Here is a 23,417-nt window from a genome sequence, read left to right on the forward strand (position 1 = left end):
CGACCCGGGCCCCTCGCTCGTCTCCGGGACCGACCCCGGGCTCTCCCTGATCCGACCCTGAAATCCGCGACATATCTTGAGTTCGGCGGACTCGCGACATATCGTGAAGTCATCGAGAGCGAGTGGAAAGGGTTCACGATGGCACGATGGACCATCGACAGTCCGATGACCCACACCCTGGACGGCATCGTCGCCCTGAAGGTGCGGATCGTCCACGGACAGGTCAACATCATCCCCACGGATGACCCGGTCACCTTCGAGATCACCGACATCGAAGGCGAGCCCCTGGAAGTCGTCCAGGAGGCGGGCATCCTCACCATCCACTACAAGGACCTCACCGGTCAGGGCCTGCTGGACCGGCTCAAGCCCGTCCAGCTGGGCGGCTACCGGGACCTCTCCTCACGCCGGGCCACGGTCAACCTCCGGGTCCCCCGTGAGTGCCCCGTCGAGGTGACCACGGCCACCGCCCCCGTGGTGGCGGCCGGGCTGAGCGCCCGCACCCGCGTCCGGAGCGCCAGCGGCGAGGTCACCCTGGACGGGGTCTCCGGCGAGACCGACGTCAACACCGCCTCGGGCAGCGCCTCGGTGCGCAACCCCGGCGGCACCCTGAACTTCAACAGCGCCACCGGCCAGCTCGCGGTGGCCGGCGGCCGTCTGGCCGAGCTGAAGGCCAAGACCGCCTCCGGGCACGTGCTGGTCGACACGGACCTGTCGCCCTCCGCGCGGGTCCGGGTGAACACGGTCTCCGGCGAGGTCGCCCTGCGGGTGCCCTCGGAGAGCTCGGCCACCGTGGAGCTGCGCGCCGTCACCGGGAAGGTGGACTCCGACTTCGGTCTGGACCGCCGCACCGCCCCGGCCCGCAACTCCCTGAACGGCAAGATCGGCGTGGGCGTGGACCCCGCCTCCATCAGCGTCAACACCGTGTCCGGCCGGACCGCGCTGCTGCGGCGCGCGCCCGAGGCTCCGGCCGCGATCCCCGAGGGGGCCTGAATGAGCACCATCTTCGGCCACGGCAGACTCCGGCTCTACCTGCTCAAGCTGCTGGACGAGAGCCCCCGGCACGGCTACGAGATCATCAGCCTGCTCCGCGACCGCTTCCTCGGCGTCTACTCGCCCTCACCCGGCACCATCTACCCCCGGCTCGCACGGCTGGAGGAGGAAGGGCTGGTCACGCACACCGAGGAGGGCGGCCGCAAGGTCTACAGCCTCACGGACAAGGGTCGCGAGGAGCTGCGTTCGCGCAGTGGCGACCTGGACGACCTGGAGCGGGAGATCACCGACTCCGTCCGCGACATCGCCCGCGCCGTGAAGCAGGACGTACGCGCGACCATCAGCTCCCTGCGCGACGAGCTCAAGTTCGCCTCCGGCGAGGGGCGGCGCGAGAGCTCCGGCGCCGGGGACCGGTCCGAGGACGACGGCGCCCGTGAACGGCAGCGCGACCGGGACCGCGGCGACAGCGGCATGTGGGCCCGCGAGTGGGAGCGGTTCGCCCAGGGCTTCGGCGCCTTCGGCGCCGCCTGGGGCGGCCGTACCGACTCCGAGCGCACCGGCTCCGACCGCGGAGAGGACAGCGGCTCCGACCGTGACGAGGACGGCGGGGAGGAGAGCGGGTCCGGCGAGGGCGCCCGGCGGGGCGACCGCTACGAGTTCGAGCACGCGCTGCGCGACTTCTCGGTCAGGGTCCGCGACATGGTCCGCGGCGCCGGCCAGGTGGGCGAGTCCGCCACCCACGACCTGCGCCGCATCCTCGACGACACCGTCGAGGTGATCCGCCGCGACATGGGCCGCTGGGGCCCGTCCGACCAGGGTTCCGACAGTCCCGGCTCCGAGAGTGGCGGGACCGCCGGGCCCGAAGAGCCCCGGGCTGACAGCTCCAAGGCCGAGGAGCCCGAACCGGAGAGCCCGGGCGCCCGCCCGATGCCGTCCTCCGGGAGCGACCCCTGGGCCGCCGCCACCGGCGAGGACGACCAGAAGAAGGACTGAACACCAGGGTCACGGGGCCCGGAGGACCACGCGGGGGCGTGGTCCTCCGGGCCTTTCGGACGAACCGCTCACAGGAGAAGGAAGAGCCCGTGCTGGTTCCGTACACGATCGAGCAGGACGGGGACGGGGTCTGGTGGGCCCGCGCCCTGCTCCGCCCCGGCGTCGCCGCCAATGGCGAGGGTGAGACCCCTGACGCCGCCCTCGCCGACCTGCGCTCGGCCCTCGCCCTCCTTTCCGAGGAGTCCGGCACTCCGGCGGAGCTGATGTAGGCCTCCCTCCGCCCCGGCGGTCAGAGTGTGGCCACGGCCAGTAGGAGCGCCGTTCCGGCGAGGGCGAAGGGGGCCGTCAGGAGCAGGCGCGCCCAGGGGCGCCGCCCCCGGGCGGTCGGCAGGTCAGCCCAGCGGTGGACCCCGGCGATCGCGGCGGCGGCCGCGAGGAGCACACCCGCGGTCCACACCCACGGGGAGGCCAGGTGCCAGAACCCTCCGGCGTGCGCGTAGGCCAGCAGTGCGACCGCGACGAGACCGTAGGAGACCAGGCCCAGCCGGTCCGCGGGGCGGCGCAGCCGGCGGCCGGGGCGCCGGCGCGCGGCGAAGCCCAGCCAGAGCAGGACCGGCAGCAGGGTGACGGCCACCGTGGCGGTCTCGTACACCCGCTCCCCCGCGACGTTGTCGGGGCTGGGCTCGTCCACCCCCAGGAGCCGGATGCCGATGTCCTCGCTGAACCGGTGGGTGTTGGACAGGACCACGGCGCCCCGGTCGCCGGAGTAGCCAATCCAGGCGGTGTGGCCGTTGGTCGTGGCGTTGCCGCCGTGCGAGGTGATCGCCGTGCCGCCCAGGGTCTCCACGTACCAGCCGAGCCCCTGTTCACGGCGCTCGACGTCGCCCGGGCCGACAGGATCCGCCGCCCACGCCCCGGGGGCGGAGCCGTCCATCACGGCGGCGAGGAGCAGGCCGAGGTCGCCGGCGGTCGTGGTCAGCCCGCCCTGGGGGCCGTTCGCCTCCCAGCGGTCCAGTTCGAGGGGGCGGCCGAGGTCCGCGTTGTGCACGCGGGGGTCGGCGGCGGTGTCCTCCCCGTCGACCCGCACGGCGGTGTCCTCCATACCGAGGGGGTCGAGGATCCGTTCCTCGACGAGTGCGGCGTAGTCCGTGCCCGCCCTCGCGGCCAGACCGTGGCCGAGCAGGGAGAAGCCGGTGTTGGAGTAGCTGTTGGCGCCCTTCGGCCCGGGGTCGACCACGGCGTTGCGGGCCACGGAGCGCAGGAAGGCGTCGACCGAGGCGGGCGGGTCGGGGTGGCGCTTGGCGACGAACTGCCAGAGGGTCTGCGGCAGGCTCGTCTCCTCCCGGGACAGCCCGGAGGTGTGCGTGGCCAGTTCCGCCGCGGTGATGTCGGCGACCGCCGGATCGGCGAAGTCCAGGTCCGGCAGCAGCTCCCCGACGGTCGTGTCCAGGGCGACCTCGCCCCGGTCGACCATGTCGGCGAGGAGCATCCCGGGGAGCACCTTGGCGACCGAGGCGGAGCCGAACGGGGTGTGCTCGTCCACCGGTTCGCCCCCACCCGAGCCCAGCGCCGCGGTACGCACGCGGTACCCGCCCGCGGGGTCGGGTTCGACGAGGGCCACGGACAGCCCGTGGTAGCCCGTGGTGTCACCGATGCCGTCCCTGACCCGCTCCGCGAGCCGCTGGTCACCACTGGTGCGGGGGTCGAGTGTGTAGGGCCGCGGGGTCAGGGCGAACGCCGCGACGGCGGCGAGCACGACGGCCAGGGTCGTCACGGTCCATCGGACGGCACCGCCGGATCGGATCTCGGGCACGGCCGGGGAAGGTGGGCGCATGGGGTGTCCAAGGGTTCTGTGGCCGCCTGAGCGGCGCGGAAGGGCCCCTGAAACCTACGGTCGCGCCCCCTGGCCGGTCACTACGCCGGTCCCCCGGGCCCGGGTAGCCGCGTCCCGCCCCGTCCGGGGTGCCCGTGCCACCCCGTGCCGGGTGGTCCTGGCCCCACCCCCGTGGTACGGGCGGGGCCCGCAGACCTGTGTCGGTCTGCGGGCCCCGTCGTGCGTGCCTGTCGCGCGGGCCTGTCGCCCCCTAGCGGCGGGCGACCCCGTCCTTGCGGGCCTGGGCGGCGACGGCGGCGGAGACCGCCGGGACCACGCGCTCGTCGAAGGGGCTGGGGATGACGTAGTCGGCGCTCAGGTCGTCACCGACGAGCTCGGCCAGCGCCTGGGCGGCGGCCAGCTTCATGTTCTCGGTGATGTCCGTGGCCTGGACGTCGAAGGCGCCCCGGAAGACGCCCGGGAAGGCCAGCACGTTGTTGATCTGGTTCGGGAAGTCGCTGCGCCCGGTGGCGACGACGCTCGCGTACTTGCGGGCCACGTCCGGGTGCACCTCCGGGTTGGGGTTGGCCATCGCGAAGACGATCGCGTCCTCGGCCATGGTGGCCACGACCGACTCGGGGACCTCGCCCGCGGAGAGGCCGACGAACACGTCGGCGCCCTCGAGGGCGCTCTCGATGGAGCCCTGGAGTCCGGCCTTGTTGCTGATGGAGGCCAGTTCCTGCTTGACCGGGGTCAGCCCCTCGCGGCCGTCGTAGATCATGCCCTTGGAGTCGGCCACGGCGATGTCGCCGATCCCGCCGTCGATGAGCATCTTGGTGACGGCGACCCCGGCGGCACCGGCGCCGGAGACGACCACTCGCAGGTCGGCCAGGGTGCGGCCGGTGAGGCGGGCGGCGTTGTGCATCGCGGCGACGGTCACGATCGCGGTGCCGTGCTGGTCGTCGTGGAAGACCGGGATGTCCAGGCGCTCACGCAGCTTGGCCTCGATCTCGAAGCAGCGCGGGGCGGCGATGTCCTCCAGGTTGATGCCGCCGAAGGACGGCGACATGCGCACGACGGTCTCGACGATCTCGTCGACGCCGGTGCAGTTGAGCGCGATCGGCACGGAGTCGACGTCGCCGAACTGCTTGAAGAGCAGCGACTTGCCCTCCATGACCGGCAGGGAGGCCTCCGGGCCGATGTTGCCCAGGCCGAGCACGGCGGTGCCGTCGGTGACGACGGCGACCAGGTTGCTCTTCCAGGTGTAGGTCTCGACGAGTTCGGGGGTCTCGGCGATGGCGTCGCAGACACGGGCGACACCGGGGGTGTAGGCGAGGGACAGGCCCTCGTGGTCACTGACGTCGACGGAGGAGGTCACGTGCAGCTTGCCGCCGCGGTGCATGGCGAAAGCCGGGTCCTCGTCCAGCTCGGACGTGTTCTGGGTACGCGAAGAAAAGGTGGTCACTACTCAAACCCCTCGGTCTGCTGCTACGTCCGCGTCGGCCATGACGGGGACGGTGGGCAACGGATCGCGCGCGAAGACGTAAGGGTGCTAGGGGAGCTCTCCGCGGCGCCGGTCGGCCATGACCGGTGTGCCGCCGGGAGAGACAAGTCTTCGCCGGACTCTTATGCGAGTACTGCGCGTCCGCATCTCACGGGGATGACCCGTTACGCAATCCTCTCACAACGGTGACCAGAGGAAAATCGCGGGTCGACACGATGGAACGTTACCGACGTATCGCCTTATGACAGATAATGTCCTGAATGTCGCCTCCGGTTGACCGGGCGGGACCTTGAACCCGCCTCCGACCAGGCACTCCGCGCTCCCTGAAGGAGACCCCAAGATGGCCCTGCGCAAGCCCCTGTCCGAGTCCCGGACCTACCTCACCGCCCTCGCCACGGCCGGTGTCCTGGCCCTGGCAGCTTGCGGAAACGGTGACGACGCCTCCGACGACACGGCGGCTCCCGAAGCCCCCGAGGTGTCCGTCGACGAGGAGCTCGCCGCGCTCCTCCCCGACGCCGTCGCCGAGGCCGGTGCCGTGACCATCGGCGTCGAGGCCTCGTACCCGCCCGGGGAGTACCTGGACGAGGACGGCGAGACCGTCCTCGGCTTCAACGTCGACCTGGTCGAGGCAGCGCTCGCCAAGCTCGGCCTCGAGGCCGAGTGGGAGCCGACCACCTTCGACTCGATCATCATCGGCGTCGACACCGGCAGCTACGACCTCGGCTCCTCCTCCTTCACCATCACGGAGGAGCGCATGGAGGCCGTGAACATGGTCAGCTACTTCTCCTCCGGCACCCAGTGGTTCGCCCCCGCGGGCAACCCCGAGGGCGTCGACCCCGACAACGCCTGCGGCCTGCGCATCGCCGTGCAGTCGGGCACCACCCACGACGACGACATCGAGGCCCGCAGCCAGGAGTGCGTCGACGCCGGTGAGGAGGCCATCACGATCGAGAAGTTCCAGAGCCAGCCGCAGGCCACCGAGACCATCGTCTCCGGCCTGAACGACGCCTCCCTCGCGGACCTGCCGACCTCGCTGTACGCGCTCCAGCAGACCGGTGAGCAGCTGGAGTTCATCGGCGACCAGTACGACGCCGCGCCGTACGGAGTCCTCACCCACAAGGACGACGAGGAGCTCGCGGAAGCCGTCGCCGCCGCGTTCAACGCCATCATCGAGGACGGCACCTACGAGGAGGTCCTGGCCGAGTGGGGCATCGAGGTCGGCGCCCTGGACGCCGCCGAGGTGAACCCCTCCGTCGAGGAGTAACACCCGTCCGAGCACTGCTCACGCACGACACCAAGCGAAAGTCTGACTGTGACCTCACCGAGCGAACCGGTGGGCGGCCCGGGGTCGAAGGAACCGACCCCGGGCCGTTCGGCCGTACCGATCACCGCCGTCCCCGTCCGGTACCCCGAACGGTGGGTGGCGGCTGGGATCATCCTGGTCCTCGCCGCGATGTTCGTGCACATGCTGTTCACGAACCCCGCGTTCAACTGGCCGTACATGTTCGACAACATGTTCTCCGACCCCGTGATCCGGGGCGTGTGGGTCACGCTGAGCGCGACCGTGCTGTCGATGGTCATCGGTGTCATCCTGGGCGTCATCCTCGCGGTGATGCGCCTGTCCGGGAACCCCGTGCTGGTCACGGTCTCCTGGATGTACACGTGGTTCTTCCGGGGGGTGCCCCGGCTCGTGCTGGCGGTGCTCTTCGGCAACCTCGCCATCCTGTACTCGACCATCCACATCGGACTGCCGTTCGACAACTACTGGATGCCGCTGCTCGGTCTGGAGGGTGACGCCCGCTTCTTCGAGATCGACGCGCGCACCCTGCTGACCGGCTACACGGCGGGCCTGCTGGCCCTGTCGCTGTCCGAGGGGGCCTACATGGCGGAGATCATCCGCGCGGGCCTGCAGTCGGTGGACAAGGGCCAGACCGAGGCCGCCCAGGCCCTCGGGATGAGCCGGGGCAGGATCATGCGCCGGATCACCCTGCCGCAGGCGATGCGGGTGGTCATCCCGCCGACGGGCAACGAGACCATCGCGATGCTCAAGGACACGGCGCTGCTCGCCTACGTGCCGGTGACCATCGAGCTCTTCTACCAGCTCCAGGCCATCGGCACCCGGAGCTACCAGATCTTCCCGATGCTGGTGGCCGCCTGTCTCTGGTACCTGGCGATCACCAGTGTCCTGATGGTCGGCCAGTACTTCATCGAACGCAGGTTCAACCGGGGTGAGCGCGGTGTCCGGGACCGCATCGTCGGAGGGACGCACTGATGGCTGACGAGACCAAGGGCTACGAGACGGGGATCGTCGTCGAGACCGCGGAGGGCGCGGAGCTGCCCGGCGACGCCCTCGTGGTGGCCGAGAACGTGCACAAGAGCTTCGGACGGCTGGAGGTCCTCAAGGGCATCGACCTGGAGGTCAAGCGCGGCGAGGTGATGTGCATCGTCGGCCCCTCGGGGTCGGGCAAGTCCACCTTCCTGCGCTGTGTCAACCACCTGGAGAAGCTCTCCGCGGGCCGCCTGTGGGTCAACGGCGAGCTGATGGGGTACCGGCAGAAGCGCGGTCGGCTCTACGAGCTGCGGGACAGCGAGATCGCCGCTCAGCGCAGCGACATCGGGATGGTCTTCCAGCGCTTCAACCTGTTCCCGCACCTGACCGTGCTCGGCAACGTCATCGAGGCGCCGATCCAGGTCAAGCGGGTTCCCCGGGCCCAGGCCACCGAGCGGGCCCTGGAACTGCTCGATCGGGTCGGGCTGCCGGACAAGGCGAACGCCTACCCCGAACAGCTCTCCGGCGGCCAGCAGCAGCGGGTGGCGATCGCCCGGGCCCTGGCCATGGAGCCGTCGCTGATGCTGTTCGACGAGCCCACCAGCGCCCTGGACCCGGAGCTGGTCGGTGAGGTCCTGGACGTCATGCGCGACCTCGCCAGGGGCGGGATGACCATGGTCGTGGTCACCCACGAGATGGGCTTCGCCCGCGAGGTCGGCGACTCCCTGGTCTTCATGGACGACGGCGTCGTGGTGGAGAGGGGACTGCCCGCCGAGGTGCTCTCCAACCCCCAGCACGAGCGCACCCAGGCCTTCCTCTCCAAGGTGCTGTAGACCGCACCCGAGCCGGCGGAGCGCCCTTCGGGCCCCGCGTTCCCTCCTGGGAGCGCGGGGCCCGTCGTCCTGCCGGGGTGCGCCGGTCACCGGAGCCCTCCCCGCCTCCGGCGGAGGGTCCGAACCGCCCCCTATCGTTGGACCGTGCCCTCTGAGAACCGACCCCCCGACCCCGCCGGCCCGGCCTCCGGACCGAGGAGCGCCGAACTGTTCGACGAACGCCTCGCCGCCGCCCGGGAAGCTCTGCGCAGCGAGGACGCCTCGGCCCGGACGGACGCGGTCGACGCGCTGCGGTGCCTGGCCGACGGCACCTCCTCCGACGAGCAGGTGCAGGCGGTCGTCGACGTCCTGTGCGCCTACCTGCGCACACCGGACGCCCCCGCGCCCGCCGACCGGACCTCGCCCGCCGCGCCGCCCGGGCCCGACCCCCTGCGCGAGGTGCGCCACGCGGTCGTCGAGACCATCGGCGACCACCTGCGGGAGGACACCCGCTGGCGCGGCCGCGACTACGACTTCTCCGGTGCCGTCTTCGACGGCGGCGACCTGTCCCGTGCCGTGTTCCTCGGCGGAGCGGTCTCCTTCCGCGGAGCCCGGTTCACCGGCGGCCGCGTGCTCTTCACCGGGGCCCGGTTCGCCGGCGGGAGGGTCGACTTCGGCGAAGCCGAGTTCACCGGCGCGCGGGCGGACTTCACGGGGGCCGGGTTCACCGGCGCGGAGGTGTACTTCACCGGGGCCCGGTTCGTCGAGGGGTCGGTCGACTTCGACTCGGCCGAGTTCTCGGGCGGGCAGGTGTTCTTCGACGGTGCCCGGTTCACCGGCCCGGCTTCGGTCCTGACCTTCGTGAACGCCCGGTTCACCGGTGCGGAGGTGCGCTTCGCCGGAGCGGAGTTCGCGGACGGGACCGTCAGCTTCCACGGGGCGGAGTTCGCGGCCGGGTCGGTGCGTTTCACCGGGGCCCGGTTCACCGGCGGCACGGTCTCCTTCAGCTGGGCCCGGTTCACCGGCGCGGCCGTGGGCTTTGCCGGGGCCGACTTCTTCGACGGCCTCCTGTTCTTCGACAGCGCGGAGTTCGCGGCCGGGAAGGTGTCCTTCGGATCGGCGGTGTTCTCCGGCGGGGCGAGGTTCTTCGACGAGGCCCGGTTCACCGGCGGGAAACTGTACTTCGGGAGCCTGTTCACCGGTGGGGTCGCGGTCTTCGACAGGGCCGAGTTCGCCGCCGGGAAGGTGTTCTTCAGCGGGACCGAGTTCGTGGAGGGGATCGTGCGGTTCGAGGAGGCCCGGTTCACCGGGGGAACCGTGACTTTCGAGGGGACCCGCTTCTCCGCGGCGGCGGCCTCCTTCCACGGAGCCGAGTTCACCGGCGGGACCGTGGCCTTCGACGACGCCTCGGGGGAGCGCCCCGAGGGCCTGCCGGCGAACGCGGGCCGCCGGGGCTCCGTGATCCGGTGCCTGCCCGACGAATGGGACGAGTGGGCGGTCTGACCGCCCCACCGGACCGTGTTCACCGTGACGTGCCCCCGATGGCCTTGACCGGAGGGCCTGCCGGCCCCAGAGTCATCAGGGGGACTCCACCAGCCCCCTGGGAGAGGCATGGACGCGCGTACGGAGAAGGTCCGCCAGCTCTGGGAGGACCGGGCGGAAAGATACGACACCGGGAGCCGGTACGAGCCCCCGGCCATCCGCAGCACCCGCAGACTCCTCTGCGGCGGGGCCAGGGGGCGCACCCTCGAGGTGGCGGTGGGCACCGGGACGAACCTGGAGTACTACCCGCCCCAGGTGGAGCTGACCGGGCTGGACCTCAGCCCCGCCATGCTGGCGAAGGCACGTGAGAAGGCCCGGGAACAGGGCCGGCCCCTGACCCTGGTGGAGGGCGACGCCCAGGAGCTGTCCTTCGCAGACCGGTCCTTCGACACCGTGCTGTGCGCGCTCGCGCTGTGCACGATCCCCGACCAGGGACGCGCCCTGACGGAGATGTACCGGGTCCTGGTGCCCGGGGGCCGGCTGCTGCTGGTCGACCACGTCGAGTACACACGGTTCCCCTTCCGCCTGCGCGAACGACTGCGCGGGCACCCGCGCAGGCTGCCCCGCAGAGTCGCCGAGGAGGCCGGTTTCCGGGTGGGCCACCACGACCGCCTGCTGTTCGGCATGGTGGAGCGGCTGGTCGCGCACCGGCCGAGCTGAGGCGGCGCGCCGGGCTCCGGTCGCCACGCGCCTCCCACGGACCCCGAGAACCCCCTCCGTCCAGCGCATACCCTGGGAAGGACCCTAGCCCCCGATCCGCGACCGAGGTGGTCCGATGATCCGCCCTGCCCGCCCCGACGACGTTCCCGTCATCCACCGGATGATCCAGGAGCTCGCGGAGTACGAGAAGGAACCCGACGCGGTCGTCGCCACGGAGGAGGACCTCCGTACCGCCCTGTTCGGGCCGGACTCCTCGGTGTACGCGCACGTGGCAGAGCATTCGGGGGCCGACGGCGCCCCCGTCCCCGCGGGGTTCGCCCTGTGGTTTCGCAACTACTCCACCTGGACCGGCAGGCACGGCATCTACCTGGAGGACCTGTACGTCCGCCCCGACATGCGCGGCCACGGCTACGGCCTGGCCCTGCTGAAGAACCTCGCCCGGATCTGTGTGGAACGCGGCTACACCCGACTGGAATGGTCGGTTCTGGACTGGAATCTTCCGGCGATCGGGTTCTACGAGTCCCTGGGTTCGACGCCCATGGACGAGTGGACGGTCCGTCGCCTGGACGGCGACGCGCTGACCGCTCTGGGCTCTGTGAAGGGCTGAGCCAGGCCATTTGTCTCGTGTTCACGCCTCGAAGGGTGGACACGATCCGTTCTCCCTGCGTCAGTGGCAGGGTGAAACGAGATACATTGCTCTCAAGCGGCAACCTCGCCCCCCGAAGGAGGGACGTGACCGAAGAAACCGCTGTGCCCACGGCCGACGCCACTGGTGTACGCGACGCTGTCACCGTCAACATGCCAGCCGACAGCGCTTACCTGTCTGTCCTGCGCACGGCGACGGCAGGGCTGGCCGCCCGACTCGACTTCACCCTCGACGAGATCGAGGACCTGAGGATCGGGGTCGACGAGGCGTGCGCGATGCTCCTCTCCCAGGCGCTGCCCGGCACAGAACTGACCACGGAATTCGAACTCACCCCCGACGGGATGCGCATCTCCGTCTCGGTGTTGACCGCGGACGGGCGCCTTCCCGCCCGCGACACCTTCGCCTGGACCGTCCTGTCCGCTCTCGCGGGGGATGTGGACGCGGGGGTCGATCCGGACGACCGCGTCTACATCGTCCTGTACAAACGCCGCGGCACCCTGGAGTCGGCGTGAGCGAAAGGGGGCCCGCTCTGACAGCGAAGACCGAGCACGCGGTGCCCGACCGGGCGCGCGCGAGAGAGTTGTTCGAGCGCCTTAACAACCTCGATGCGGACGCACCCGAGCGCCGGGCGATCCGCGACGAGCTGGTGGAGCTCCACCTGCCCTTGGTGGAGTACCTGGCCCGACGGTTCCGCAACCGCGGTGAGTGGCTCGACGATCTCACCCAGGTGGCCACGATCGGGCTGATCAAGTCCATCGACCGGTTCGACCTGGAGCGCGGGGTGGAGTTCTCCACCTACGCGACCCCGACGATCGTCGGTGAGATCAAGCGCCACTTCCGGGACAAGGGTTGGGCGGTGCGGGTTCCCCGTCGCCTCCAGGAGCTGAAGCTCTCGCTGACCAAGGCGGTCAGCGACCTGTCCCAGCGGGAGGGGCGCTCCCCCACCGTCGCGGAACTGGCCGCACACCTCCAGATGACCGAGGAGGAGGTGCTGGAGGGCCTGGAGTCCGCCAACGCCTACTCGACGGTCTCGTTGGACGCTCCCGACAGCGGTGACGAGGACGCCCCCGCGGTGGCCGACTCACTGGGGATCGTCGACGAGTCCCTGGAGGGCGTGGAGTACCGGGAGTCGTTGAAGCCGCTTCTGGAACAGCTACCGCCCCGGGAGAAGCGCATCCTGCTGCTGCGCTTCTTCGGGAACATGACGCAGTCGCAGATCGCCCAGGAGCTGGGGATCTCCCAGATGCACGTGTCGCGCCTGCTGGCGCGCACCCTGGCGCAGCTGCGGCAGGCGCTCACCACGGAGGACTGACCTGGTTCGCGGCCGACGGCCGCGGCGGCTGGTCACCGACGCTTGTCGAAGTCGGAGAACAGCGCCGCGGTCGTCGGCGGTGAGAGCACGGCGGCCGCCGCGGCGGCGGCGACGGCGATCATGACGGCGGCGATCACGTACTGCTCCCCCGTGAACATGTAGTACGCCACCACGGCCATGAACAGCTGGGTGACCACTACCGGGGTCCGCGCCCAGTCGCGCAGCTGCCACAGCCCGCGCGCGACGAAGAGCAGCAGCGCTCCGACACCCACACCGATCACGGTGAGCGGGACGGCCGAGGACACCGGATCGGTGGCCCGGCCGGTGATCGCGGTGTAGAGGCTGTAGATTCCGGCGATCGCCGCGACCAGCCCGATCAGGGCCTCGAGCGCGGCGGCGATGACGATGGTGACGGGACGCGAAGACACCTGACGAGCCTATACGCGCTCCCGGCGTCCCCCCTCCCGGCCCTCCCGGCTCCGCCCCCGCCCGGCTCCTATGGCACAGGTCACCCTCGCACTCCTTCGGGCCTGCCGCAGGACCTAGACTGACCGGGTGCGAGCCCTATTCATCGTGAATCCCCAAGCGACCACGACCACCTCTCGCACGCGCGAGGTGATCATGGGTGCCCTGGCGTCCGAGCTGGAAGTCACCGCCGTCGAGACCGCCTACCGCGACCACGCTCGCGAACTGGCCCGGGAGGCCGCGGCCGAAGGCTACGAACTCGTGTTGAGCCTCGGCGGTGACGGCACCGTCAACGAGGTCGTCAACGGGCTCCTCGCCACCCCGGAAGGGCTGACCCGCCCCCGTTACGCCGTGATCCCGGGAGGCAGCGCGAACGTGTTCATCCGGGCCCTGGGCGTCCCCGGCGACCCGGTCGAGGCGACCGGCGCGGTGCTGGAGGCGATCCGTGCCGGACGCGAACGGGAGGTCGGGCTGGGGCGGATCACCAGCGATCAGGACGACCGCTACTTCACTTTCTGTGCCGGTTTCGGCTGGGACGCCGACGTGGTGCAGCAGGTGGAACAGGAACGCGACAACGGCAGGAAGGCGACTCCTGCGCTGTACGCGGAGGTCGCGGTAAAGCTGTTCTTCCAAGGGGATATCCGCGATTCGTCACTCAGCGTGTCCAGTGACGGAAGGACCCTGGACGACGTTTATTTCGCGCTGGTCACGAACACCACTCCGTGGACCTACGCGGGTGCCCTGGCCCTTCAGCCGACGCCGGCCTCACGTTTCGAGCTGGGTCTGGACGCTTTCGCACTGACGCAGTCCTCGCACGCGCTGACTGGCTGGGTTCTTTCCCAGATGTTCTTCCCCAAGGGCCTTCCCGCACGTGGGGACGGCTACGTGACCTGGCACGACCAGTCCTCCCTGAAGGTCACGTCGACCCATCCGAGAGCCTTCCAAATCGACGGTGAATACCTGGGAGAGCGCGAACAGGTCAACTTCCACTCGGTACCGAAGGCATTACGAATCTTCTGTTAATTGTCGGGAAAGCAGCCATTCCCGATCACTGTGACGCACCCGACACGCGGAACAGGACCTTTGGCCTCGAGAGCTCTTGCATGGCCCTCGCGGGCCTGTCACGCTCAAGATATCGCCGCGAGTTACGGGCGAGTTAATTTGGGCGCTTCCCACGTGGCCGTGGGGTGAAACCTCAACTACCTCGGCCCGCACGAACCACCGGTGGACCCCATCCATCGGGCGCCCTTGCACGTTCTGATCGTGAAAAGCTTCACAAATGATCGCCTCACCGTGAGGAGTGGACCGCATGGACTGGCGCCATGACGCAGCCTGCCGTGACGAAGACCCCGAACTCTTCTTCCCGATCGGCAACTTCGGCCCCGCACTGATCCAGATCGAGGAAGCCAAGGCCGTCTGCCAGCGCTGCCCGGTCAGTTCCGCCTGTCTGAAGTGGGCGCTGGAAAGCGGCCAGGACGGTGGAGTCTGGGGCGGCACCTCGGAAGAGGAGCGACGCCGCATCAAGCGCCGTGGTTCCGCGCTTCGACCCATGGTCCGCAGCTGACCACCGCACCTCGCCCCGTGTGACAGAGCACGACCCGTTACCGGGGTCGACCGGAGACGGTGACGCCGACCGACCCCCGCCGGCGCGGCGGGGGACGGCGCACGGCGGCGCTCACCCTCCGCCTGCCGTCCCGCTCAGGGAACCTCTCCTTCCTCGTGTTCCAGTGGCAGGCTGATCGCCACCTCCGTTCCCCCGGACTCCTTCGGCTTGATCGCCAGGGTTCCCCCGAGCTCACCCACGATCAGGGTCCGCACGATCTGCAGACCCAGACTCGTGGTCCCCTCCAGGTCGAAGTCCTCGGGGAGTCCGCCGCCGTCGTCGGAGACGGCCAGTTCCAGACTGCTCGGCCCCGGGAAACCCGGCCCGGCGTCGAACCTGCGCACCTTCACCTCGATCAGCCCCGGCCCCTGCCCCAGACCGTGCTCCACCGCGTTCTGCACCAGTTCGGCCAGCACCATCGACAGCGGCGTGGCCACCAGGGCATTCAGCAGCCCGAAGTGCCCGTCGCGCCGCGGCACCACCACCTGGCCGGTGGAGGAGACCTCCGCCGCCATCTGCATGACCCGGTCGGCGATGTCGTCGAAGTCCACGACCTCGTCCGGGGTGTGCGAGAGCATCTCGTGCACGATCGCGATCGAACCCACACGGCCCACCGCCTCGTCCAGCGCCGCCCGCGCCTCGGGGATGTCCAGCCGCCGGGACTGCAGCCGCAGCAGCGCCGCCACCGTCTGGAGGTTGTTCTTCACCCGGTGGTGGATCTCCCGGATGGTGGCGTCCTTGGTCATGAGCTCGCGCTCGCGCCGCCGGAGTTCGGTGACGTCGCGGACCATCACCAGCGCGCCGATCCGCACTCCGTCGATGACCAGAGGTATGGACCTCAGTTGGACGGTGACCCCGCGTGCCTCCACCTCGGCCTCCTGCGGGGCTCGGCCGCTCGCGGTGTAGGTGAGGTTCTCGTCCCGGGCCTCCCCCTGAACAGCCAGTTCCAACGTGGTCCGGTCCAGGCGCGCGCCGACCAGGTCGGCGGTCAGACCCAGGCGCCGGTAGGCGGAGAGGGCGTTGGGACTGGCGTAGACCACCTCACCGTTCTGGTCCAGTCTGAGCAGACCGTCGCCGACCCTCGGCGAGCGGACCATGAGCGGCCCCTGGTCGCTGAACGGGAAGGCCCCCTCGGCGATCATCTGGGCCAGGTCGCCCGCGCTCTGGAGGTAGGTGAGCTCCAGTCGGCTGGGGGTGCGCGCCGAGCTCAGGTTGGTGCTGCGCTGGATGACGGCGATGAGGTTGCCCTCGCGACGGACCGGGATGGTCTCCTCGCGCACCGGGACGCCGCCCGACCAGTCGGGGTCCCCGTCCCGGCAGATCCGCCCCTCGCTCCAGGCGCGGTCTATGAGTGCGCGGCGGCCGACCACCCTGGGGCCGGAACGGGACGTGACATCGGTCATGTCGTCCCTGAGCACCGTCTCCACCAGGTCGTCCTGGAAGGCGGTCGGGCCGGTGGTGGGACGCATCTGCGCGACGGCGACCCAGCCGTCGTCATCGCGTAGACGCACCCACAGCACGAGATCCGCGAAGGACAGGTCGGCCAGGAGCTGCCAGTCGGAGACCAGGGAGTGGATCCACTCCAGGTCCGCCTGCTTGAGTGACGTGTGACGGCGAATGAGGTCGCTGAGGTGAGGCACTCACAAATCATCCCATGAAGCCGTGCATACTCAAGAGACACGCACTCGACCAGTGGTCCACACCAATCGGCGCCCGACCGGCCGCTGAACCGGCCACTTCCGGGCGGGGTGTGGGACAGGCGCGGGACGCGGCGGAGGAGACTGATGACTGGTCAGCGCACACTGGACGGCAACCCACGGGTGCCGAAGTACTACCAGGTCAAGAAGCAGCTGCTGGAGCTGATCGAGGCGATGCCGGCCGGGAACCCGGTCCCGCCGGAGCGCGCTCTGGCCACCCAGTTCGGCACCTCGCGCACCACGGTGCGCCAGGCCCTGACCGAGATGGTCGTCGAGGGACGGCTGCTGCGCATCCAGGGCAAGGGCACGTTCGTGGCCAAGCCGAAGGTCGCGCAGATCCTCCAGCTGACCAGCTACACCCAGGAGATGCGGGCGCACGGCCTGCACCCGGCCACCCGCATCCTGGACGTCAGCTACATCAACGCCGACGACCAGCTCGCCGAGCTCCTGGCGATCCGCTCCGGCGGGCGCGTGCTGCGGATCGAGCGGCTCCGCCTGGCCAACGGCGAGCCCATGGCCGTCGAGACGGCCCACCTGGCCGCGCGACGCTTCCCCGGACTCCGGAGGCAGCTCGACCGCTACGCGTCGCTCTACGAGGCTCTGGCGAGCGCCTACGACGTCTCCCTGGCGGAGGCGGAGGCGTCCATCGAGACGGTCCTCGCGACCCCGAACGAGGCCCGGCTGCTCGGTGTGGACGTGGGCCTGCCCCTGGTCCTGCACTGCCAGCACAGCTTCGACGGCGACGGCCACCCCGTGGAGTGGGTGCGTTCGCTCTACCGCGGCGACCGTTACAAGTTCGTCACGAGGTTGCGCCCGCCCAGGGACTGAACCCCGCCCTCCGAGGTCCAAGCGGGGTTCGTCGACCGGACTCCGCCGCCCGCCTCCCGCCCAGGCCGGCCCCCGCGGTGTGCTCGTACGCGTCCTCTCAGAGGCGTACGAGCACGCGGGCCAGGGCGTCGACCACGCGGGGGTCGTACTCACTGTCGGTGTCCATGCGCAGACGCTCCACCACGGCGGCCCGGCGCTCGGCGTCGCCGTTCTCTCCGACCAGGTCGTCGAAGGCGTTGGCGACCTTGATGATGCGGCTGCCCAGCGGGGGCACCCCCTCGTCGCCGTCCCCGGCCAGAGGCTCGCACTGGCGGCGGACCATCTCCGCGACGTTGTCCAGCACCCCGGTCTCCCGGATGATGGCCGAACCCAGTTCCGCTATCCGGCGCTGCTCCCTCGGTGAGGCCAGCACGGTCGCCCCGCCCGCGATGGGTTCGCGCAGGGAGAGCTGGCCGATGTCGTGCATCAGGGCCGCGTACTCCAGTTCCAGCAGCTCCGCCTCGGCCAGCCCCAGTTCGCAGGCGATCCCGTGGGAGAGCTGGCTGACCCGGCGCGAGTGGCCGTTCTCCACGTAACCGCCCACCTCGGTGACGCGGGACAGCGCCCGCACCGTCTCCAGGTAGGTGCGGCGCACCTCGGCGTGCCTGCGGAAGGCCACCTGGGAGACCAGCAGCGGGGCCGTGAAGACCAGGAGGCCCACGAGGCCGGTCACCGTGCAGGCCAGCGCGATCAGCACACCGCTGGAGGCGATCGCGCCGCCCGTGGCGAGCTGTGCCCGGGCCTCGTCGGGCACGGCCACCCGGAGCCGGGTCCGCAGGCGCTCGGCGCGGAGCACGGCGGAGAGCCCGACGTCCAGCACCCAGGCCAGCGCGACCAGCCCCGTCATGATCAGGGCGACGACGATCGAGGGGCCGCTCAGGGCCATCGCCTCCACCAGCGGGCGGAAGGCCGCGGCGAGCAGGAGCGCGGTGAGCACCCTGCGCGCGACGTCCTCCAGCCGGGGGGAGTTCCCCACCGCCACGTGCGGCAGCTCGCCCAGCGCCACGCCCAGGGCGACCACCGACACCACCTGCCAGGCCGTGTGGTGGCTGGGGTCACCGCCCAGGCTGAGCAGGAACGCGTAGGCGATCGCTCCGGCCAGGGCGATCGGCGCGGACTCCCGGTGGCCGGGCAGCGTGATCCGGGCCAGCTCTCCCCCGGCGATGACCAGGCAGAAGGCCAGCGCCACGTAGGGCTGCTCGAACCCGGCCGCGGCCGTGAACACCAGCGCCGCCAGGGACGCGGCGCCCACTCCGCCGACCAGCAGGGCGCGGAAGGGCCGTGCGGTGCGCCAGAGCGGGCCCCGGGAGCGCTGGTGGCCGAGCGCCCCGCCCTCCGGTCCGCCGGGTTCGGGACGGGGGCGGCTCGCCTCGTCCGGCTGCTTCTGCGTCATCACCGGTCCTGACCACCCGTCACCACTCCGGCCGACGTGGACTCCGCCACCGGTGCCGCCTTCTCCCCGTCCGGGGAGTCCGGTGCCGACGCGTCAGGACAGTCGGGGTCCGGACGCTCGGTGGCACAGTAACGGCCCCCGGGCGGCTCCGCGATGTCCGGGGTCTGCCATCCCTCGCGGGAGACGGCCCGGACGAGCGCCTCGACCATCCGCGGGTCGAACTGGCTCCCCGCGCAGCGCCGCAGTTCGGCGATGGCGTCCTCGACCGACCAGGCCTTGCGGTAGGACCGCGTGGAGGTCAGGCAGTCGAAGACGTCGGCCACGCTGATGATGCGGGCGGACTCCGGGATCTCCATCCCGACCAGGCCCATCGGGTACCCGCGGCCGTCCAGGCGTTCGTGGTGGTGCCGGATGCCGTCGAGGGCCTCGTCGAGGAAGCTGATCTCGCGGACGATCTCGTACCCGCGCGTGGGGTGCAGCTTGATCGCCGCGTACTCGTCGTCGGTGAGCTTGCCGTTCTTCTGCAGCACCTTGGTGGGCACACCGAGCTTGCCGATGTCGTGCAGCATCCCCGCGTACCGGATCTTCTGCACCCGTTCGGCGGGCATGCCCAGTTCGGCGGCGATCATCGCCGAGCCCTCGGCCACCCGCATGCAGTGGCCGCGGGTGTAGTAGTCCTTGGTCTCCACCGCCTGGCACAGGGTGGCCAGGGTGGCCTCGTGCGCCCGGGCCTCGGCGGTCTGCTGGCCGAAGACCCATCGGGCGATGAACAGCGGCAGCAGCACCAGGAGCGGGGCGATGATCCCCACCGCGCCCCAGATCGCCGCGATGGCCAGGCCGAGCATCTGGTACCCGACGGAGGCGATCTCCAGGGCGACCAGCGGCCGCCAGCGCAGGGGCCCCGATCCGGCGGGCCGGGCGACGCCCAGGCACCACATGAGGACGCCGATGAGCGCCGAGTTGAGCAGCGTGTGTGTCAGGACCGCTGCGACGTACGGAAGGACGATGCCGGGGAAGTCGGACTGCCCCGGCACTCCGACAGTGCCGCCGAGTAGAAGGTAGACGTGTCCGGCCGCGTAGGCCGCCAGTGCGAACTGTGCTCCGTTGAACGCCCGTTTGACCAGGCCCTGTCGGCGAATCGCCAGACAGGAGGCGAAACCGACCACCGCCGCCCCGGCCGGTCCGACCAGGACGACGGCGGCCAGAGCCACAGCCGAGCTCGGTGAGATGCCGGCTTCCTTGACGTCGACGACGACGTGAGTGCTTATCGACTCCGCCACGACGAAGAGGACAGCGATGAGCACCAGGGTCCCCAGATCGATACCTGTGTAAGGACCGATGAGCACGATGGCGACTGCACTGACAACGATGATTCCGACGTAGACACGCGCGCCCCCAGGAAGAGCCCGCACCCCCGTTCACCCCCCGCCGACGACGACCGGACTGTCATGGTTTCACCGGTTCTGTTCTACCACCAGGACCATCCGGTAAAAGTGGAAGCCACCAAAACAGCGGCCATCATGGCGCTGAACATGCTGACGAACATCGTTGCCCCCTTCTTCCGGCACGGCGGCCCCTCATCCCCCGAGCACGCCGCGCAAATTACCCCATTCGTTGGATAAGGCGTCCAGTTTAACGGGCCACAACACCTTCCTGATTACCCCCAACCCGAACCGGGGGCACTCCGGACACCAACTGGGGCGTCAAGTTCCGAAACGTGGAATTACTAATTCAATTAGCAATTCCGGGAGACTACACAGAGTAACGCTAGGCGCCAGTGGCGCCTTCGGCAATCACCTTCGACTCGGGCGATCCCACAACCATCACCGACAGAGCTCATCAGCAACGACTACTCAACGTGATCGAGCGAAACAGGCCACCAAGAACCCGAGGAAATTCATTCCGAGTCGGTCACGACCGAAAACAGATTCGGCGCATCGGGCGTGTCGATCCCCCAGGAACCACCCACCAGGCACCCCAGTGACCAAAACCCCCGGGCAGAGAGGGAGACATCGCTCATTTTCTACAAAAGCACACAAAGGGACCAAAACTTCAACAGATCAGAAGATCAATATCTGAACACACAAAAGTGGCGAAGGTTGGAATTCCAACCTTCGCCACCCTGTCTCGGCCGACCCGGCCGCCGGCCCTCGGACCACCCTCAGGCGGGCGCCCCGGGGGACTCGGCCCGGGCCTCACGGGCCAACTGCTCGTTGCGCGCCTCGGCCAGCCGCCCGAGCACCTTGTCGCGCAGGTCCAGGGGGACCGGGTCGCAACCGCAGTGCTTGGCGACGAGTTTCTTCACGGCCTCCTCGAGACCGTACTCGTCCAGGCACGGGCTGCACCCGTTCAGATGTGACTTGACCTCGGCGCAGTTGCTCTCCTCGAGCTCACCGTCGAGGTAGGTGTAGAGCTTGTCGAGCACCTCGCTGCACGGGGTGCCCGTCTCCGACTTCTCCTGGCCGCCGCTCATTGCCGATCTCCTCGATCCGACCCACTCACCTGTCCCCGACCTCCGGCTGCCGACCCCGAGGTGACGGCCTCGGCTCCAGCACCCCTCCCCGTGGGGAGGAAGCCGCGGTCGACCGCGTACTCCTCGAGGTGGGAGCGCAGCTGGCGCCGCCCTCTGTGGAGGCGGGACATGACCGTTCCGATCGGGGTGCCCATGATCTCGGCGACCTCCTTGTACGCGAAGCCCTCGACGTCAGCGAGGTACACCGCGATCCGGAAGTCCTCCGGCAACTCCTGCAGGGCGCGCTTGACGTCACTGTCGGGGAGGTGTTCGAGCGCCTCCGCCTCGGCGGACTTCAGCCCGGCCGCGGTGTGCGAGGCGGCCTGTGCCAGCTGCCAGTCCTCGACGTCCTCGGTTCCGGCCTGCTTCGGCTCCCGCTGCTTCTTGCGGTAGGAGTTGATGAAGGTGTTCGTGAGGATGCGGTACAGCCACGCCTTCAGGTTGGTCCCCGCCTTGAACTGGTGGAAGGAACCGAACGCCTTGGCGAAGGTCTCCTGCACCAGATCCTCGGCATCCGCGGGGTTGCGGGTCATGCGCAGCGCCGCCGAGTAGAGCTGGTCGAGAAAGGGAAGCACGTCCCTCTCGAAGCGCTCGTCCCGTTCCTCGGCTGTCTCCTGGCTCTGGTCCAAGCCCTTCGGCCTCCTCGCGCTGGTCCCTGGTGGGGCGTCCATATCCCAACGATACGGTCCCACACCCCGGACCTGCGCGTCGACGCCGCGTGGCGCCGACACCGTTTCCGCGCGCTCGAGGCACGCACCAGCGGTCGGCATGCTCAGAACCCAGCCCCTTCCCTGCTTCCGTGTGTCGCGAACACCTTCCGGGCACCTGGTCCCCGGGCGGTGCTGGTGACAACAACGTCCCCGGCGAGCTGATTCCGCCCGTGGCGCAGGACCGAGGTCCTCTCCCGGCCGAACTTTGTCGTTTGCCTCCGTCGGTGGAGGTGAGGCATGGCAGAGTGCGGGTAGGACCCTTTGAAGGATGGGAGAGGAGTGCACGTGCGACCGTCCCCGACTCCGGCCTCCGACCGCCCCCGATCGCCTGCGGCTCAGTTCGCCACCACTGACCGCCTCTCGGACTACTGGCGGTTCTACTGGGCGGTCGCGGAAGCGCAGATCACCCGCTGGCTTCCGGAAACGCCTTCCCGGCTGCTCGACCTGTCCAGCCCCGACTTCCACGGCACCCCGCGTGCCGTGGCCGAGGGACACGACGTCGTCACCCTGCTGCCTTCGGCGGACCTGGCCATGCGCCGGCCGCTCACCCTGGTGAACGGCCGCGCCGTGGTTCCGCGCCCCGCCCGCCGGGGGCGGCTCCGGCACGTGGTCGGCGACTCCGCCTTCCTGCGCGCCTTCACCCCCGAGTCCTTCGACGGCGTGATCGCCGACAACAGGGTCTTCTCCCGGCACCTGGCCACCGAGTCCTCGATGTCCGAGGTCGCGAGGGTCCTGCGCCCGGGCGGCCGGGTCCTGGTCTGCGTGGACTCGGTGGTACTGGGCATGGCGCTGCTGGCCGAACAGGACTACTGGCCCGAGCTGAGCCACGCGCCCAGCGCGGACGTCCTCCTGGTCCCCTGGCCGGACGGCTCGATCACCCGCTGCTTCACCGCGGAACAGCTGACCGAGATGGTCACCGAGACCGGGCTCGAACTGGAGTGGATCAAGCCGCGCACGGTGTTGTCGGCCTCCACCGTGGAGATGATGCTGGACCGCGACCCCCGTTCGATGGCGCGGCTGGTGGAGATGGAGCTGCACGCGGCCGACTCCGACGACTACGTCGGCGTGCACCTGGTCGCCAGCGCCCGCAAACCGGGCTGAGGCCCCGCCCGGGGCCCGCCGGGGGCCGGGCGTAGGGTCGGAGCGAGGTGCCCCCTGCCGGACGGAGTCCGATCGTGCGTTCCCTGCGGTACCTGCAGTCGTCGCTCCTGCTGCTCGCGCTGTTCGCGGTCGCTGTGGGATTCATGGACGTCCTCTTCAGCACCGCTCCCCTGCCCGGGGAGACCGGGGTGGCCCCCACGGTGGACAGCAACTACCGCTTCTTCGCCGCGATCTTCGTGGCCGTGGGCCTGCTGCTGCTCTGGGTCTCGCTCGACCCGCTGGAGCACACGCGCGGCCTGGCCCTGTGGTGGGTCTCCGGAGCGGTCTTCCTCGGCGGGCTGGCCCGGATCGTGTCCCTGGGCGTGGCCGGGCCCCCGGCCCCGTTCGTCTACGCCCTGCTCGCGGTCGAGCTGGTCGTCCCGCCCGTCCTGGTCCTCTGGCACCGCGCCCTGACCCGCGCCTCGGACACGGCCGCGCCCTAGCTCCGGACTGCCGACAGGGGGTCGTCGGCCCGGCACGGGACCGGCC

General features: G+C 70.2%; 24 protein-coding genes. 16 read left to right on the top strand and 8 right to left on the bottom strand.

Translation table 11 applies throughout. The annotated features are described in order from the left end of the window. Positions 1-138: 138 nt before the first annotated feature. The 3 genes from D458_RS0101995 (at position 139) to D458_RS0102005 (ending at position 2,252) form a co-directional block, all read left to right on the top strand. A complete protein-coding gene (locus D458_RS0101995) occupies positions 139-990 on the top strand; it encodes a DUF4097 family beta strand repeat-containing protein (protein ID WP_026118903.1) in 852 nt (283 codons plus the stop codon). Then, positions 991-1,983 (top strand): PadR family transcriptional regulator, encoded by a 993-nt coding sequence (locus tag D458_RS0102000; RefSeq protein ID WP_017585056.1) that lies wholly within the window; start codon positions 991-993, stop codon positions 1,981-1,983. It abuts the gene before it with no gap. Between the two features lie 89 nt (positions 1,984-2,072). Then, positions 2,073-2,252 (top strand): hypothetical protein, encoded by a 180-nt coding sequence (locus D458_RS0102005; RefSeq protein ID WP_017585057.1) that lies wholly within the window; start codon positions 2,073-2,075, stop codon positions 2,250-2,252. A 20-nt stretch (positions 2,253-2,272) separates the two neighbouring features. Here D458_RS0102005 and D458_RS0102010 read toward each other — a convergent pair whose 3' ends face one another. Further along, the gene (locus D458_RS0102010; protein ID WP_051049554.1) at positions 2,273-3,817 is read right to left on the bottom strand and encodes a serine hydrolase domain-containing protein; all 1,545 of its coding nucleotides are present in this window, start codon (positions 3,815-3,817) and stop codon (positions 2,273-2,275) included. Positions 3,818-4,067: 250 nt separating this feature from the next. Then, the gene (locus D458_RS0102015; protein WP_017585059.1) at positions 4,068-5,261 is read right to left on the bottom strand and encodes an NAD(P)-dependent malic enzyme; all 1,194 of its coding nucleotides are present in this window, start codon (positions 5,259-5,261) and stop codon (positions 4,068-4,070) included. Between the two features lie 379 nt (positions 5,262-5,640). Here D458_RS0102015 and D458_RS0102020 point away from each other — a divergent pair, with 379 nt between their 5' ends. The 8 genes from D458_RS0102020 to D458_RS0102055 all read left to right on the top strand — a co-directional run bounded on the left by D458_RS0102020 (position 5,641) and on the right by D458_RS0102055 (position 12,541). Then, positions 5,641-6,564 carry an ABC transporter substrate-binding protein gene (locus D458_RS0102020; RefSeq protein WP_017585060.1) on the top strand — a complete coding sequence of 308 codons (924 nt, stop codon included), beginning with the start codon at positions 5,641-5,643 and terminating at the stop codon, positions 6,562-6,564. Between the two features lie 48 nt (positions 6,565-6,612). Next, a complete protein-coding gene (locus D458_RS0102025; RefSeq protein ID WP_017585061.1) occupies positions 6,613-7,572 on the top strand; it encodes an amino acid ABC transporter permease in 960 nt (319 codons plus the stop codon). Then, a complete protein-coding gene (locus tag D458_RS0102030) occupies positions 7,572-8,402 on the top strand; it encodes an amino acid ABC transporter ATP-binding protein (protein WP_017585062.1) in 831 nt (276 codons plus the stop codon). Before D458_RS0102025 ends, D458_RS0102030 begins: the two co-directional genes overlap by 1 nt. A 144-nt stretch (positions 8,403-8,546) precedes the next feature. After that, entirely contained in the window at positions 8,547-9,884 is a 1,338-nt protein-coding gene (locus D458_RS32785) for a pentapeptide repeat-containing protein (protein ID WP_017585063.1), read from the top strand. Positions 9,885-9,992: 108 nt separating this feature from the next. After that, the gene (locus D458_RS0102040) at positions 9,993-10,583 is read left to right on the top strand and encodes a class I SAM-dependent methyltransferase (RefSeq protein WP_017585064.1); all 591 of its coding nucleotides are present in this window, start codon (positions 9,993-9,995) and stop codon (positions 10,581-10,583) included. A 115-nt stretch (positions 10,584-10,698) separates the two neighbouring features. Further along, on the top strand, positions 10,699-11,190 hold the full coding sequence (locus D458_RS0102045; RefSeq protein ID WP_017585065.1) for a GNAT family N-acetyltransferase: 492 nt from the start codon (positions 10,699-10,701) through the stop codon (positions 11,188-11,190). Between the two features lie 125 nt (positions 11,191-11,315). Then, positions 11,316-11,741: an ATP-binding protein gene (locus tag D458_RS0102050; protein ID WP_017585066.1), complete on the top strand. Its 426-nt coding sequence runs from the start codon at positions 11,316-11,318 to the stop codon at positions 11,739-11,741. Positions 11,742-11,782: 41 nt separating this feature from the next. Continuing rightward, complete coding sequence (locus D458_RS0102055) at positions 11,783-12,541, top strand: RNA polymerase sigma factor SigF (RefSeq protein ID WP_083936226.1); 759 nt, start codon at positions 11,783-11,785, stop codon at positions 12,539-12,541. Between the two features lie 32 nt (positions 12,542-12,573). Here D458_RS0102055 and D458_RS0102060 read toward each other — a convergent pair whose 3' ends face one another. Beyond that, entirely contained in the window at positions 12,574-12,969 is a 396-nt protein-coding gene (locus D458_RS0102060; RefSeq protein ID WP_017585068.1) for a hypothetical protein, read from the bottom strand. 127 nt (positions 12,970-13,096) lie between these two features. Here D458_RS0102060 and D458_RS0102065 point away from each other — a divergent pair, with 127 nt between their 5' ends. Together D458_RS0102065 and D458_RS0102070 are read left to right on the top strand one after the other, a co-directional pair. Further along, positions 13,097-14,029, top strand: a complete 933-nt coding sequence (locus D458_RS0102065) for a diacylglycerol/lipid kinase family protein (protein ID WP_026118904.1) — start codon at positions 13,097-13,099, stop codon at positions 14,027-14,029. A 286-nt stretch (positions 14,030-14,315) separates the two neighbouring features. Next, positions 14,316-14,570: a WhiB family transcriptional regulator gene (locus D458_RS0102070; RefSeq protein ID WP_017585070.1), complete on the top strand. Its 255-nt coding sequence runs from the start codon at positions 14,316-14,318 to the stop codon at positions 14,568-14,570. Between the two features lie 134 nt (positions 14,571-14,704). Here the strand turns inward: D458_RS0102070 and D458_RS0102075 are convergent, their stop codons facing one another. After that, positions 14,705-16,249 (bottom strand): sensor histidine kinase, encoded by a 1,545-nt coding sequence (locus D458_RS0102075; RefSeq protein ID WP_017585071.1) that lies wholly within the window; start codon positions 16,247-16,249, stop codon positions 14,705-14,707. A 144-nt stretch (positions 16,250-16,393) separates the two neighbouring features. Here D458_RS0102075 and D458_RS0102080 point away from each other — a divergent pair, with 144 nt between their 5' ends. Further along, entirely contained in the window at positions 16,394-17,134 is a 741-nt protein-coding gene (locus D458_RS0102080; protein WP_017585072.1) for a GntR family transcriptional regulator, read from the top strand. A gap of 97 nt (positions 17,135-17,231) precedes the next feature. Here D458_RS0102080 and D458_RS0102085 read toward each other — a convergent pair whose 3' ends face one another. The 4 genes from D458_RS0102085 to D458_RS0102100 form a co-directional block, all read right to left on the bottom strand. Further along, a complete protein-coding gene (locus D458_RS0102085) occupies positions 17,232-18,566 on the bottom strand; it encodes an HD-GYP domain-containing protein (RefSeq protein ID WP_017585073.1) in 1,335 nt (444 codons plus the stop codon). Continuing rightward, entirely contained in the window at positions 18,566-19,912 is a 1,347-nt protein-coding gene (locus tag D458_RS0102090) for an HD-GYP domain-containing protein (RefSeq protein ID WP_017585074.1), read from the bottom strand. The genes D458_RS0102085 and D458_RS0102090 overlap by 1 nt, the downstream gene beginning before the upstream one ends. Positions 19,913-20,727: 815 nt before the next feature. Further along, positions 20,728-21,039 carry a mycothiol system anti-sigma-R factor gene (gene rsrA / locus D458_RS0102095; protein ID WP_017585075.1) on the bottom strand — a complete coding sequence of 104 codons (312 nt, stop codon included), beginning with the start codon at positions 21,037-21,039 and terminating at the stop codon, positions 20,728-20,730. After that, on the bottom strand, positions 21,036-21,707 hold the full coding sequence (locus tag D458_RS0102100) for a sigma-70 family RNA polymerase sigma factor (protein ID WP_017585076.1): 672 nt from the start codon (positions 21,705-21,707) through the stop codon (positions 21,036-21,038). Before D458_RS0102100 ends, rsrA begins: the two co-directional genes overlap by 4 nt. Before the next feature lie 360 nt (positions 21,708-22,067). Between D458_RS0102100 and D458_RS0102105 the strand changes: the two genes are divergently transcribed. Together D458_RS0102105 and D458_RS32790 are read left to right on the top strand one after the other, a co-directional pair. Continuing rightward, a complete protein-coding gene (locus tag D458_RS0102105) occupies positions 22,068-22,889 on the top strand; it encodes a class I SAM-dependent methyltransferase (protein ID WP_026118905.1) in 822 nt (273 codons plus the stop codon). 74 nt (positions 22,890-22,963) lie between these two features. Further along, positions 22,964-23,371 (top strand): DUF4345 domain-containing protein, encoded by a 408-nt coding sequence (locus D458_RS32790; RefSeq protein WP_017585078.1) that lies wholly within the window; start codon positions 22,964-22,966, stop codon positions 23,369-23,371. Positions 23,372-23,417: the final 46 nt, after the last annotated feature.

The sequence above is a fragment of the Nocardiopsis ganjiahuensis DSM 45031 genome (assembly GCF_000341085.1).
GTDB lineage: Bacteria > Actinomycetota > Actinomycetes > Streptosporangiales > Streptosporangiaceae > Nocardiopsis > Nocardiopsis ganjiahuensis.